Origin of the sequence: Streptomyces sp. NPDC032198 (assembly GCF_040636975.1) — a bacterium.
In the GTDB taxonomy this organism is placed as follows: Bacteria; Actinomycetota; Actinomycetes; order Streptomycetales; family Streptomycetaceae; genus Streptomyces.
In genome coordinates this window covers 12272-25726 of sequence record NZ_JBEZVL010000002.1, presented here as the reverse complement: position 1 = coordinate 25726, position 13455 = coordinate 12272, and the positions used below count along the sequence as shown (strand labels likewise).

9 protein-coding genes, 1 tRNA gene and 1 riboswitch are annotated in these 13455 nt (G+C 72.1%); of the genes, 6 read left to right on the top strand and 4 right to left on the bottom strand.

Annotated features, from left to right (window positions below):
- Positions 1-109: 109 nt before the first annotated feature.
- The 5 genes from AB0E78_RS05180 (at position 110) to AB0E78_RS05160 (ending at position 5355) form a co-directional block, all read left to right on the top strand.
- Complete coding sequence (locus AB0E78_RS05180; RefSeq protein WP_361828623.1) at positions 110-1321, top strand: alginate lyase family protein; 1212 nt, start codon at positions 110-112, stop codon at positions 1319-1321.
- Between the two features lie 78 nt (positions 1322-1399).
- A tRNA-Met gene (locus tag AB0E78_RS05175) sits at positions 1400-1473 on the top strand.
- A 174-nt stretch (positions 1474-1647) separates the two neighbouring features.
- A complete protein-coding gene (locus AB0E78_RS05170) occupies positions 1648-2811 on the top strand; it encodes a PP2C family protein-serine/threonine phosphatase (protein ID WP_361828621.1) in 1164 nt (387 codons plus the stop codon).
- Positions 2812-3013: 202 nt separating this feature from the next.
- Positions 3014-3160: riboswitch (cyclic di-AMP (ydaO/yuaA leader) on the top strand.
- A gap of 11 nt (positions 3161-3171) precedes the next feature.
- The gene (locus AB0E78_RS05165) at positions 3172-4257 is read left to right on the top strand and encodes a M23 family metallopeptidase (RefSeq protein ID WP_361828619.1); all 1086 of its coding nucleotides are present in this window, start codon (positions 3172-3174) and stop codon (positions 4255-4257) included.
- 153 nt (positions 4258-4410) lie between these two features.
- Positions 4411-5355, top strand: a complete 945-nt coding sequence (locus AB0E78_RS05160; RefSeq protein WP_361828617.1) for an aldo/keto reductase — start codon at positions 4411-4413, stop codon at positions 5353-5355.
- On the opposite strand, the gene AB0E78_RS05155 is transcribed toward AB0E78_RS05160, so the two are convergent.
- From AB0E78_RS05155 to AB0E78_RS05140, 4 genes are all read right to left on the bottom strand, one after another.
- Positions 5352-6707, bottom strand: a complete 1356-nt coding sequence (locus tag AB0E78_RS05155) for a PrsW family intramembrane metalloprotease (protein ID WP_361829505.1) — start codon at positions 6705-6707, stop codon at positions 5352-5354. The two genes, AB0E78_RS05160 and AB0E78_RS05155, sit on opposite strands and share 4 nt — an antisense overlap.
- Before the next feature lie 94 nt (positions 6708-6801).
- Complete coding sequence (gene trmB / locus AB0E78_RS05150) at positions 6802-7617, bottom strand: tRNA (guanosine(46)-N7)-methyltransferase TrmB (protein WP_361828615.1); 816 nt, start codon at positions 7615-7617, stop codon at positions 6802-6804.
- Positions 7618-7780: 163 nt separating this feature from the next.
- Positions 7781-8983 carry an L-2-hydroxyglutarate oxidase gene (gene lhgO, locus AB0E78_RS05145; protein ID WP_361828613.1) on the bottom strand — a complete coding sequence of 401 codons (1203 nt, stop codon included), beginning with the start codon at positions 8981-8983 and terminating at the stop codon, positions 7781-7783.
- A gap of 177 nt (positions 8984-9160) precedes the next feature.
- Positions 9161-10627: an MFS transporter gene (locus AB0E78_RS05140; RefSeq protein WP_361828611.1), complete on the bottom strand. Its 1467-nt coding sequence runs from the start codon at positions 10625-10627 to the stop codon at positions 9161-9163.
- Between the two features lie 699 nt (positions 10628-11326).
- Between AB0E78_RS05140 and AB0E78_RS05135 the strand changes: the two genes are divergently transcribed.
- Positions 11327-13426, top strand: a complete 2100-nt coding sequence (locus AB0E78_RS05135; RefSeq protein WP_361828608.1) for an asparagine synthase-related protein — start codon at positions 11327-11329, stop codon at positions 13424-13426.
- The last annotated feature ends 29 nt before the right edge of the window (positions 13427-13455 follow it).

The following is a 13455-nucleotide window of genomic DNA, read 5'->3' as shown; positions in this document are numbered from 1 at the left end:
CAGGCTGTTCGGGCGGATGGGCGGTCGCCCGAATGGACCCGCCTCGCCTGCGCCCCCGCGCCCCCCGGGCGACGCTGGGCCTGCCAGGTGACCGATCCGGAGGTACAGCATGGGTTCCGTACGACGGGCTCTCGTGATGGTGCTCGTGCCGTTGCTGGTCGGCGTCTCGGCGGCCTGCGGCAGCTCCGGCGGCGGCAGCGACACCGCCACCGAGCGGGCCCGGCCCGCCGAGCAGGCCTTCGAGCATCCCGGAGTCCTCGTCAGCAAGGCGCAGCTGAAGCGCGTACGGGCCCATGTCGCGGCGGGCGAGCAGCCCTGGCTGACGGCGTTCCGACGGATGCGGAACAGCAAGTACGGCGCGGACGACTACACCGCCAAGCCGTACGCCGTCGTCGAGTGCCCGCCCGACACCCGCCCGGGCCAGGGCTGCGTCGAGGAGCGCGAGGACGCCATCGCCGCGTACACCCAGGCCCTGCTCTGGAACATCACCGGCGACCGCGCGCACGCCGAGAAGGCCGTGCAGATCATGGATGCCTGGGCGCGGGTGATCACCCGGCACACCGAAGCCAACGCGGGCCTCCAGACGGCCTGGGCCGCCTCCTCGTGGGCACGCGCGGCCGAAGCCGTGCGCTACACCTACGACGGCTGGAGCGACGGACAGATCCTTCGCTTCGAGCGGATGCTGCGCAACGCCTATCTGCCCCAAGTGCGGGACGGGGCGGCCGACTTCAACGGCAACTGGGACCTCCTGATGGCCGACGCGACCATCAGCATGGCGGTCTTCCTCGACGACCACGAGGCCTTCGAGAAGGCGGTGACGCACTTCAGGACCCGCGTGCCGGCCTACTTCTATATGAAGTCGGACGGCCCGCTGCCCGTCTCGCCCGCGGGCAGCGGAATCAATACCCGGGAGAAGCTCCAGAAGTACTGGTTCGGGCAGAAGACCTTCGCCGACGGGCTCTCCCAGGAGACGTGCCGCAACTTCAAGCACGCCAGCTATTCGCTCGCGGCCACCGCACACATCGCGGAGACCGCCTGGCACCAGGGCGTCGATCTGTACGGCGAGGTCAAGGAGCGACTGCGGGCCGCGCTGGAATTCCACGCCAAGTACCAGCTGGGCGCCGAGGCGCCGGACTGGCTGTGCGGCGGCAAGGTGCAGCGCGACATGGGGCCCGACACCGAGGTCGCGCTCAACCACCTGCGGGACCGGCTGAAGCTGGACCTGCCGGAGACGGAGCGGCTCACGCGAAAGCAGCGGCCCGAGGGCACGGACGGCCTGTTCGTGGCCTGGGAGACGCTGACGCACGCCGAGAACGCGTGAGCGGCGGGCCTCGTTCGCCGGTGGTTCTCGACCGGTTCGCTTTCACTCCCCCTGATGGCGTAGAGTTGCATTCAACGGCGCGGGGTGGAGCAGCTCGGTAGCTCGCTGGGCTCATAACCCAGAGGTCGCAGGTTCAAATCCTGTCCCCGCTACTAAAGACCGAAGGCCCGGATCCAGAAATGGATCCGGGCCTTCGGTGTTTTCCGCAGCAGCGTCTTTCCGCAGCAGTGTCTTTCCGCCGCGGCATCTTCCGCCGTCGCTTTCCGCCGTAACCCGGTCGGCCCCCACCGGTCGCCCCGTGCCGTCGCTCCGGGAACCCTGGACGAGTGGGGCAGCGAGGAGAAAGTGGCGGGGGCGGGGGCGGCGGCAGGCGTCCCGATGTCCGGCACGAGCGGGCGCTCGTGCGGACCCTCCCCCTGCTGCTCATCGTCGTCGGGGTGGTCTACGACGTGACGACCCCGCCGGAGTTCACCGCCTCGCCGCTCTTCACGGCGGCCCCGCTCATCGCCGCACCCTTCTACTCGCTGCTCAGCACCGCCCTCATCGGCACCGGCTCCTGCGCCGCCGTGCTGGCCCTGCATTTCAAGACCGACACCAGCACCGACGTCGAGGCCGTCACCGAGCTGATCACGGTGGTGACCGTCGCCGTCCTCGCCGTCCTCATCAACCGCGTCGTACGCCGCAGCGACGAGCAGCTCGCCTCCGCCCGCTCCATCTCCGAGGCCGCTCAGCGCGCCGTACTGCCGCAGCCGGATCCCAGGATCGGGGGGCTCGACATCGCGGCGCGGTACGAGGCGGCGGAGGCCGACGCGTTCATCGGGGGCGATCTGTACGCCGTGCAGGAGACTCCGCACGGCGTACGCGTCATCGTCGGCGACGTACGGGGGAAGGGCATGGGCGCGGTGGCGGCCGTCGCCGTCGTGATCGGGGCGTTCCGGGAGGCCGCCGAGCAGGAGGCCACGCTGGAGGCCGTGGCCCAGCGCCTGGAGCGTGCCCTCGCGCGCGAGGGCACGCGGCGCGACGGGCTCGACGCCTTCGAGGGCTTCACCACCGCCGTGCTCGCCGAAATCCCGCACGGCGACGGTCTCGTGCGGCTCATCAACCGCGGGCACCCGGGTCCGCTGCTCCTGCGCGGCGACGGGCGGCTGTGCGTCCTGTCCGCCACCGAGCCCGCGCTGCCGCTCGGGATGGGTGAGCTGGGCGCCTGGCCGGACCGTGCGGACGAGACGGAGTTCCCGCCGGGGGCGATGCTGCTGCTCTACACCGACGGGCTCTCCGAGGCGCGGGACGCCCGGGGCGAGTTCTACGATCCCGCGGCCCGGCTCGGCGGCCGGATCTTCCCGGGCCCGGGCGGCCCGGACGCGCTCCTGTCGACGCTCGTCGAGGAAGTGCGGCGGCACACCGGCGGAGGCGGCACCGACGACATGGCGTTGCTCGCGGTGCGGCGGCCCATGTCACCGGCCGTGACGGAAGGACACCCCTCCGCATAACTCCTGACGAGCTGTCAAGGAGATGTGAAGCTCCGGTGTGTGAAGAAGTGGGGTCAACTCGCCCCGTTCGCAACCCCGGTGTCCCGATAAGTACAGGGTGTGGGCGTTAACGATCAGTCGGAACAGCTTGGAATACGACCCCGCTGTCTATTAACGTTCGATAACGCAGCGCGGTCGTCCCAGCCGTCACTCGAGTCGGCTCCGCGCGCACGCGCCTAATCCCGAAAGGGAGCCGGGGAACCACTAATTGGGGTGAATCGGGCATCTGTGCATCCGTGCCAGATGTTCGTAGGAGACCTTCCTGCTCCGAACCCGTCAGCTAACCCGGTAGGCGAGAAGGAAGGAAAGGAGTGCGCCCCCGTGGCGTCCAACCGCCCTGCCCCCCAAGGCGCGTACGTACCGAATGACGACGATTTCGGTGGGTACGACAATGATTCCTGGGAGGAATGGAACCCCACCGAGGAGTCCATTCGTCCCGTCCGCGGCAGGCACCGCGTCCACAAGCGGGGCGGCGGCGGACTTGCCCGCAGCTCCACGGTTCTCGGCGTAGGCGTCATCGCCGCCGTCGGCGCGGGCGGCATCGCCACCGCGCAGGGCGGCAAGCCCCCGGTCTCCATCGCCATGCCGGACATGTCGGCCGTCACGGACTCGCTGCCGGAGGCCAAGTCGCTGCCGGGCGTGGGGTCCCTGATATCCGACGACTCGTCCGATTCCGGTTCCGCGGACAACGGCGTGACGACCGCTGCCGCACCCCTCTCCGCCGCGGGACTCAGCACCGCCGACGCCGAGCAGGGCACCACGGACGCGGGCGAGGCGCTGCGGGCCCGCATCATGGAGCAGGCCGAGAACCAGCAGGACCAGGCGGACGACGCGGTCCAGAAGGCGGCCGAAGAAGCCGCCGTCAAGCAGGCCGCCGAGCAGGCCGCCGCCAAGCAGACCGCGGCCGAGAAGAAGATCGCCGCCGAGAAGGCAGCCGCGAAGAAGAAGGCCGAGGCGGAGGCCAAGAAGAAGGCCGAGGCCGAGCGCCTGGCCAAGCTCGCGAAGAGCTACACCCTCCCCGTCGCCTCGTACACGCTCACCGGCACCTTCGGTCAGCCCGGCTCCATGTGGTCCTCCGGCTACCACACCGGCCTGGACTTCGCGGCGCCCACGGGCACGCCCATCAAGGCGATCCACTCCGGCACCATCAAGGAAGCGGGCTGGGCGGGGGCGTACGGCTACCGCACGGTCCTCGAATTGGACGACGGCACCGAGCTCTGGTTCTGCCACCAGTCCTCGATGAACGTCAGCGCCGGCCAGAAGGTCACCACCGGCGAGGTCATCGGCCGCGTCGGCGCGACCGGCAACGTCACCGGCGCCCACCTCCACCTGGAGGTCCACCCGGGCGGCGACGCCACCGGGGTCGACCCCGCGGCATGGCTGCGCGGCAAGGGCCAGTCGCTCTGAGGTAACCCAGAACCCCGGCGGTCCTGGCGACAACCCCCCGACGCCAGGGCTGCCGGTTCGGCATGTGCGGACGGCCTGCCGAGGTGTGGACATCCTGCCTAGGTGCGGGCCGCTCTCCGGAATGCTGGAGTCCGTATGGGCGTTGATCCCCTTATGACTTCTCTCCGCAAGCTTGGCTCGTCCGACCTCGAGGTCTTCCCGCTCGCCCTGGGCGGCAACGTCTTCGGCTGGACGGCCGACGAGGCGCAGTCCTTCAGCGTGCTCGACGCCTACACCGCCGCCGGCGGCAACTTCATCGACACCGCCGACGTCTACTCGGCCTGGGTGCCCGGCAACAAGGGCGGCGAGTCCGAGACCGTCCTCGGCAGCTGGCTCGCCGCGCGCGGCAACCGCTCCGACATCGTGCTCGCCACCAAGGTCGGCGCCCACCCCGATTACAAGGGCCTGTCCGCCAACACCATCAAGTCCGGTGCCGAGGAGTCGCTGCGCCGCCTGGGCACCGACTACATCGACCTCTACTACACGCACTACGACGACCCGACCGTCCCGGTCGAGGAGATCATCGGTGCGCTCGACGACCTCGTGACGTCGGGCAAGGTGCGCGCGATCGCCGCCTCGAACGTGACCCCCGAGCGGCTCCAGGAGTTCCTCGACTTCTCCGACCGCGAGGGCCTGGCGCGCTACTCGGTGCTGCAGCCGCACTACAACCTCGTCTCGCGCGACACGTACGAGGGCCCGCTGGAGCAGGTCGCCTCGCGCTCCGGCCTGGCCGCCGTCCCGTACTACGCGCTCGCCTCCGGCTTCCTGACCGGCAAGTACCGCCCGGGTGCGCAGGTCGACAGCGCGCGGGCCGAGGGCGCGGGCAAGCACCTGGCCACCGACCGCGGCGTGCGGGTGCTCGCTGCCCTGGACGAGGTCGCCCAGGCGCGCGGCGCCGAGCTCGCGACCGTGGCCCTGGCGTGGCTCGCGGCGCAGCCGACGGTGGCGGCACCGCTCGCGTCGGCCCGTACGGTCGAGCAGCTGCCCGCGCTGCTCGCGGTGGGGGAGCTCGAGCTGACGGAGGCCGAGGTGTCGGCGCTGACGGCGGCTTCCGCCTAGCCCCGGTAGGGGTTGTAGGCGGGGTAGGGCATCGCCGGCTGGGCGTACGGATATCCGTAGGGGGGCTGCTGCGGGTGGGGCTGCTGTGGATACGGCTGGGGAGGCGGGTAGGGCTGGGGATACGTCTGGCGGTACCCGTACTGCGGCGGTATCGGTACGAGTACCGGTGCCGTCGCCTGTGCCGCGTAGGCGAGGGCCGGCCGCGCCGCCTCGCGGCGCTCCCACAGGGCGTGCAGCAACTCCCGCTCCCGTACGACGAAGTCGGCGGCCGCCTTGCCCTGGCGTCCGCGGTGCCGCAGGAGCGCGAGAGTCGTCGCGTACGTCTCGTACTGCGCGACGGTGCGCGCCGCGGCCTTGCCCTGGGTGTAGGAGGCGTAGTCGCGGGCGAGCGTGCGGGCGCGCATCGTGCCTAGCGCGTACGGCTCGGGGGCGGTGAGCCAGCCCGCGATCACGTACGCGGGGAGTTCGGCGCGCACGATGCGCAGGCCGCGCTGTCTGGTCCATATCGCCAGCCAGGTGAGCAGGCCGAACGCGGGCAGCATGAACGTCGCGTACACCGCGAAGAAGCCGTAGTCCCCGAAGCTGGCCGAGCCGTTCCACAGGGCGTGCAGGCCCATCGCCAGGAGCAGTCCGAGGAGCGGGAGCAGGACGCGCCGCCAGTTCTGCCGGTCGGCGCTGAGCGCGGCGATGCCGAAGCCGATGCCGGTGAGCACGGTGAAGAGCGGGTGCGCGAAGGGCGACATGACGACGCGTACGAAGAAGGTCGCTGCCGTCACGGACGCGAGCCCGGTGTCGCCGTTGAGCTGGTCCGCGCCGAAGGCGCTGCCGAGATAGAGGATGTTCTCGGTGAACGCGAAGCCGGTGGCGGTCACTCCGGCGATCACGACGCCGTCGACGATGCCGGTGAACTCGCGTCTGCGGAAGAGGAAGACGAGCAGGACGGCCGCGGCCTTCGCGCTCTCCTCGACGATCGGCGCTATGACCGTCGCGCCGAGGGTGTCCGCGCTGGTGGGGTCCGCGGTGGCGGTGGCTATCCAGCGGGTCGCGAAGCTGTTCGCGACGATGGCTATGAGGGCGGCGGCACAGGCTCCCCAGGCGAAGGCGAAGAGCAGATTGCGCCAGGGGCCCGGCTGGACGCGTTGCAGCCAGCGGAAGGCGGCCACCAGGAGCGGCACGGGCAGCGTCGCGAGGCCGAGCCCGACCAGGAAGCCCTCGGTGCCGGTCTGTTCCCTGACCAGGGCCAGGATCACCAGGCCGGAGAGGGCGAGCAGCGTGACCAGGGCGGCCGCGCGTATCGCTCTGCGCTGCCACCAGCCTGCGCGGCGCAGCCCGGCAGGCCCGGCGGGGGGCATCGGGTACGGATGTGCAGAACGGGTGGCCACCCGTTGACCCTAACGAGGGACGGGGGTGGCCCGCGACGGTGTCTCGGGCCGCGTGGCCGGTGTCTCAGATCGCTTGGCCGGTTCCTTGTCCGGTTCCTTGTCCGGAAGTACGGCGGAACAGCAGGTCGTGGACGACGTGTCCCTTGTCCAGGCCCTGGCCCTCGAACCGGGTGAGGGGACGGAAGGCGGGGCGGGGTACGTACCCGCCGTCGGCCTGGGTGTTCTCGAACGCGGGGTGCGCGGTGAGCACCTCCAGCATCTGCTCGGCGTACGGCTCCCAGTCGGTCGCGCAGTGCAGCACGGCGCCGGGCTTGAGGCGGGGTGCGGCGAGGTCGAGGAAGTCGGGCTGGATGATGCGGCGCTTGTGGTGGCGGGCCTTGGGCCAGGGGTCGGGGAAGTAGACGCGGAGGCCGTCGAGGGAGGCGGGCGGGAGCATTTCGCGGAGCAGGATGACGGCGTCGCCGTTCGCCACGCGGATGTTGTCCAGGCCGTTCCGCTCGGCGAGGCCGAGCAGGTTCCCCTGGCCCGGGGTGTGCACGTCCACGGCGAGGATGCCGGTGTCCGGGTCGTCGGCGGCCATCTGGGCGGTGGCCTCACCCATGCCGAACCCGATCTCCAGCACGACGGGCCGGTCGGCGCCGAACAATTCGGTGAAGTCGAGGGTCCGCTGCCCGTCGATGTCCAGACCCCACGCGGGCCACAGCCGCTGCAGTGCGTCCGCCTGCCCGGTGGTGACCCGACTCCTGCGGGGCTGGAAACTCCGGATCCGCCGCTCGAAGTGAGAGCCCGCGGGGTCCGGTGCGGGCCCGTCGGGGAAGCGGGGCTCGCCCTTGGGTCGGGGGGTGCGGGGGTGCTCGGGGGCGACGTTCGACTCAGACACAGTGGGGAGATTTTAGTCCCCACCCCACCCCTTCCCGAAAACTCGCTCGGCGCCGGTCCGGACATATCTTTCAGCCCCTCCGGCGTTTGAGGAGCGGGGTCTGGGGGCGGAGCCCCAGGTTCGGGAAGGGGCGGGATGGGGGAATGCCCCGCAGGGACCGCCCCTACAGAACCCCCAGCACCCGCCGAGCCACTTCCCTCCCGATAGGGAGAGAAGCCGTCGCCGCGGGCGAGGGCGCGTTCAGTACGTGCACGGCCCGCGGCCCCTCCCGTATCAGGAAGTCGTCGGCCAGCGAGCCGTCCCGCAGGACGGCCTGCGCCCGCACCCCGGCGGCCGCGGGCACCAGATCGTCCGAGGTCACGGCGGGCAGCAGCCTGCGCACAGCCGTGGTGAAGGCCTCCTTGGAGAAGGAGCGCCGAAGCTCCCCCGCCCCGTACCGCCAGTGCCGCCCGGCCATCCGCCAGGCCCCCGGCCAGCTCAGCGTCCCCGCGAGTTCCCGGGGCCGCACCACACCCCATCCGTACCCCTCGCGGGCCAGCGCGGGCACCGCGTTCGGCCCCACATGGACCCCGCCCCCGATGCCCCGCGTCAGATGCACCCCCAGGAAGGGGAACGCCGGGTCCGGGACCGGATACACCAGGCCCCGCACCAGCTCGGGCCGCACCAGGTCGAAGTACTCCCCGCGGAAGGGCACGATCCGCATCCCGGGGTCGTCACCGGCCAGCATCGCCACCCGGTCGCACTGCAGGCCCGCGCAGTTGACCAGGACCTTGCCCCGCACCACCGAGCCGTCGGCCGTGCGGACGGCCACCCCGAGCGTCGCGCGCCGGTCGATGCGGACGACGTCCGCGCCGTACCGCACATCGGCTCCCGACGCGTCCGCGAGGCGCTCCGCCACCGAGCCGTAGTCACAGATCCCCGTCGTCCCGACCTGGATCGCGGCGAGCCCCCGCACCTCCGGTTCGTACTCCGCGATCTGGGCGGGGCCCAGCTCCCGGACCGGAATGCCGTTCTCCCTGCCGCGCTGGACGAGTGCGTGCAGGCGGGGCAGCTCGGACCGCTCCGTGGCGACGATCAGCTTGCCGGTGACCACGTGCGCGATGCCGTACTCCGCGCAGAACTTGATCATCTCGGCGGCGCCCCGCACCGCGTACCGCGCCTTCAGGGAGTCCGGGCGGTAGTAGATCCCGCTGTGGATCACCCCGCTGTTGCGTCCCGTCTGGTGTTTGGCGGGGCCGGCCTCCTTCTCCAGGACGGTGACCCGCGTCCCCGGCGCGGCACGCGTGATGGCATACGCCGTCGACAGACCGACGATCCCGCCGCCGATCACCAGCACATCGCAGTCGTACGTCCCGGCCCGGACCATGCCGCATCACCTCCCACCCCGATAGTGCACTGCGCCACTGACAACGCCTTCAAACCCGGCGAGGACCGCAGGGTTACAGGGTGCGTAAATACTGTTGCCGATCCGGCGGCGCGCGCGGGACCGACCGCGCGGTGCAGGGGAGGGCCGGGTACGCGCCGCATGCGCATGGACGACGGACTACGCGGGGGCCACGAGCAGCGGCCGTGCCCGCTCCCGCAGCTCCACGACGCGTGGCTCGTCCCCGTACGGCTCCAGGCGGTGCAGCAGGTCCTTCACGTACTCCGTGGTCCGCGCGGACGAGATGCGCCCGGCGACCTCCAGGGCGCGTGTGCCCTGCTCGCAGGCCGCGTCGAGGTTCCCCGACTCCAGCTCGGCGACCGCCGACACCACGAGCCGCAGGCCGTGCGAGCGCACGAACTCCTCCGTCGGCCGGGAGAGCGCCTGCTCCGTGAAGCGCCGCACCTGGCGGGGGGCTTTCAGGTCGCGGTAGCACTCGGCGGCGTCCGCGGCGAAGCGGTCGTATCCGTAGAAGCCCAGCCACGACGGGTCGTTGTCGCCTTCCCTGGCCCGCTCCAGCCACCCCTCGGCCGCCCGGAGGGCCGCTCCCGCCGCCTGCGCGTCATTGGCGCGCGCGTGTGCGCGTGCCTCGACGAGACGGAAGAAGCTCATCGTGCGTGCGGTGGCCAGACCGCGGTTGCGCTCCAGGGCCGCCTGCGCGAGGTCGACGCCCTCGTCGCCGAAGCCGCGGTAGGTCGCCTGGAGGGACATGGAGGCCAGGACGTACCCGCCTAAGGGGACGTCGGCCGCCGCGCGGGCCAGGCGCAGGGCCTGGATGTAGTAGCGCTGGGCTGCCTCCTGCTGGCCGGTGTCGAAGGCCATCCACCCGGCGAGGCGCGTCAGTTCGGCCGACGCCCCGAAGAGCGAACGGCCCACCTCGTCCGAGTACGAACCGAGCAGCAGAGGCGCCGCCTCGACCCGCAGGCACTCCGGGACCATCGACGAACGCCAGTCCCCGCCGCCGTACTTGGAGTCCCAGCGCCGGGCGTCCTCGGCGGCCTCCCGCAGTTTCAGCACGTCGCTGTGGCCGACCTTCATCGGCAGCCCGCTGCTCGCGCTGTCGGTGCCGTCGGAGGGGTGGCTGATTTCGCGGGGTTCGTCCGGGGTGACGTCGCGGGCGACCGAGCTGTCGGCCGGGGTTATCAGCCAGCGCGAGGCCGGCGTCGCGTACGCGCTCACCGCGAAGGAGCCTGCGAGCGACTGCCAGATGCCTCCGCTGCCCGCGCGCCTGCCCGCCAGATCGAGGCGGTAGAGCTCGGTCGCCGACTTGACCGCGGCGCCCACGTCACGCGGGAAGGCCAGGCCCACCTCGGGCGCCGGATCGGCGTCCGCGAGCCCGATCTCGTGCAGCGGGACGGGACGGCCGAGCTTCTGCCCGATGGCCGCGGCGATGAGGTGCGGGGCGGCGCCCTGCGGCACCATGCCCTTGGACACCCAGCGGGCCACCGACGTCTTGTCGTACCGAAGCGTCAACCCGCGTTGGGCGCCGAGGTCGTTGACCCTGCGCGCGAGTCCCGCGTTGCTGATTCCCGCGAGGGCGAGAACGGTGCCGAGTTTTTCGTTCGGCCCGCGTTGCTCCCTGGACATGGCCACCCCTCGACACAGACGGCTGCCGTGCAGTGGCTTGACCGCGCGGCATTCGTGCCGTGTTCCCTCAGGGGCAGCGGTGTCCGCGACTACGACCACCGTGGCCCGGAACCTCGGCCGCAAGAGCATTTGGCCGAGCCCCCAGGAATATGCCTCCGCGAAAACATCAGCACACACAGCGTAGTTCGCCGAATCCCAAGCGTTAAGAGGCGCAGTTCCGTATGGCGAGATTGTTGTCGGTAGGGAAGCGGGGGAGTGCCGGGGTGTGCTCCGGGTGTGTGGCTGTGCGCCTGCGTGTGCGCTCTTCACCGGCCATAAGGGGAGCGCTTCCATTGAAGGTGCGTGGGTCGGCCCGCTGCGCTGGAGTCAGTGGGCTGGGGGACACCGCCGCCTCACATCCCCGCGGGCGGCGGACCGGTCCGGGGGGCGAACAGCGCCTCCCGGACTGTGGGTTGCCGTTTACGGTTCCGGCACGCGAGCGTCACCCGCTGATTTGGCTGAAAATCGACCCAGCGCAGACCGGCCAATGCGCCCCCCTTACGGGGGAAGGGCATGGCCGCACCCTTCAAGTACCGCTCCTCCGAGGCAGATTGACGGGAGCGCGAGCAACCCCGTAGCCGCTCCCGCGCGCCTCCTTCGTGGCAGCATGGGACCCCAGTTCTTCGATGCACTGGTTGTCCACAGCCTGTGGAGGCAACGATGCGGTGGTTGGTGGGGTGGAGCAGCACTGCCGCGAAGCCTTCGGTGGTGGGCTCGGCCGGGGCCACCGGTGAGAACGGCGAGACCGTCCACCCCGTGGGCTCCCAACTCCTGTGGGGCGACCCGGATCCGCTGTGGGCGGTGGGCGACTGGCGCGCCGACGAGGTGCGCACGGTGCAGGCCGACGAACAGACGCGCATCGCGGTGCTCGGCACCTGCGGCGCGAGCGACGAAGAGCTCAGGGTCGGCCTCTTCGCGGCCCGCGGCGGCGCCCTGCGGCATCTGACCGCCTGGTCCGGGAGCTACACGGCGGTCGTCCAGGTCGGGCGGCGCGTCATGGTCGCCGGCGACCTCGCCGGCGCGCGCCCCGTCTTCTACACCCCCTGGGCCGCGGGCACGGCCTTCGCGACGGCCGCGCTCCCGCTGGCCGACCTCATCGAGGCCCACCTGGACATCGGCCACCTCGCGGCGCTCCTCGCGGCACCCGACGTGCCGGAGGCGCTCCAGGACTCGACGCCCTACCAGGGCGTGCGCCGTGTGCCACCGGGGCATGCGCTGATCCTGCGCGCGGGCGCACGGGAGATCGCCGGGTACGAACAAGTGGCGTCCCTCGCCGTCGCAGCGCCCGCCGCCGACGCGACCGCCGCGGTGGACGGCGTCCGTGACGCCCTCGTCGAAGCGGTACGCACCCGGCTCGGCGCCCCGCGGCACGTCCCCGGAGCGGCGGAGGTCGATCCGGGGCCCGTGCCCGGCATGGGCCCCGCCGAGCGGCGGGCGGCACGCGGGATGCCGGTGCCCGGCATCGGCGCCGACCTCTCCGGAGGGCCCGCGTCCGGCACGCTCGCGCTGCTCGCCGCGGGTCTCCCGGGGATGCCCGGCACGGTCCTCGGACATGGCACGGGCGCGGGGGAGCGGCTCCTTGCCGTCACCTTCAACGACCTCGCGATCAAGGGCCGTGAGGCCGAGCTGGAGCGGGCGGGCGCCATCGCGGCCAACCCCCGGCTGCACCACGTGGTGGTCGCCGCGGGTGAAGAGGCCCTCCCGTACGCGGACTTGGACGGCCCTCTTACGGATGAGCCGAGCGCCACCCTCGTCACGGCCCAGCGCCACCGCGCCCGGCTCGCGTCGGGCAGCGCCGACCACTTCACGGGGTACGGCGCCCGGCAGGTCCTCGACGCGCATCCGGCCCGCCTCGCCGACCTCCTGATGGACCGCAGGCGACGCCATCTGGTGCGCCCCGTCGCGGCGTTGGCCAAGGCGGACGGCTCCGCCGGCTCCGTCATGGTCCCCGCGCGCGTGTACGGCGCCGCGCGCAAGCTCGCCCGGATGCCCTACCGCGCGGGCGTCGACTCGCTCGCCGACCGTCTCCTTCAGCGCCGCTTCGACGAGCCGGGCGGTGCGGTGGGGGCGTCGATGGCCGCGCTCTCGTGGGCGAGACCGGGGCCCGCCGCGCGCTGGCTGACCGGCGAGGCCCTCGCTGAAGTATCGGTTCGCCTCCAGGACATGACCGGGCGTCCCGGCGCGGGGCCCGGCCAGCGCCCCGGTGAATTCCGTGCCCGCGCGGCGCTCGCCCGGCACGCGGCCGACCTGCGCGTCCTCGAACAGGCCGCGGAGGTCCGCTTCCAGCGCCTGCACGCGCCCTTCCTGGACAACCAGGTCGTCAGGGCCTGCCGTGCCCTCCCCGTCGCCCTGCGCGTCCAGCCAGGGGCCCGTGCGGCCATCCTGCGTACGGTCCTCGAAGGGGCGGGAGTGACCGAACTGCCGCCCGGCTGGGGCGCGCCGTCCCACGCGCCGTCGGCGGTGGCGGCGCGGACGGGCCTGCGGGTGGCGGTGGACGACCTGCTGGCCCTCTTCGACACGCCTCTGCTCGCGCAGGCGGGCCTGGTGGAGGCCCGTGTGGTCCGCAAGGCGCTGCGGGCGGCGGCCGAGGGGGAACCCCTGCCGCTGGACGGTCTGGCGGACCTGGTCTCCGTGGAGCTGTGGCTGCGCCGCCTGCTGTCCCGCCGGGGCACGTGCTGGACGGGCACGCCCGCGCGGCAGAGGGCGGTCCCTACGGGGAGCGTCGTGCCGCAGAGGGGGGCTTTGGGGGCGGGGCGGTAGCCGAGGTTCCGGTACCTGCGCGCCGATGC

What these genes read in the sequence shown, in the direction of transcription:
- AB0E78_RS05155 (WP_361829505.1), bottom strand. Translation starts at nt 6,707, where the DNA reads ATGCCCCCCGCCGGGCCTGCCGGGCTGCGCCGCGCAGGCTGGTGGCAG.
- AB0E78_RS05140 (WP_361828611.1), bottom strand. Translation starts at nt 10,627, where the DNA reads ATGTCCAGGGAGCAACGCGGGCCGAACGAAAAACTCGGCACCGTTCTC.
- AB0E78_RS05135 (WP_361828608.1), top strand. Translation starts at nt 11,327, where the DNA reads ATGCGGTGGTTGGTGGGGTGGAGCAGCACTGCCGCGAAGCCTTCGGTG.
- lhgO (WP_361828613.1), bottom strand. Translation starts at nt 8,983, where the DNA reads ATGGTCCGGGCCGGGACGTACGACTGCGATGTGCTGGTGATCGGCGGC.
- AB0E78_RS05180 (WP_361828623.1), top strand. Translation starts at nt 110, where the DNA reads ATGGGTTCCGTACGACGGGCTCTCGTGATGGTGCTCGTGCCGTTGCTG.
- AB0E78_RS05160 (WP_361828617.1), top strand. Translation starts at nt 4,411, where the DNA reads ATGACTTCTCTCCGCAAGCTTGGCTCGTCCGACCTCGAGGTCTTCCCG.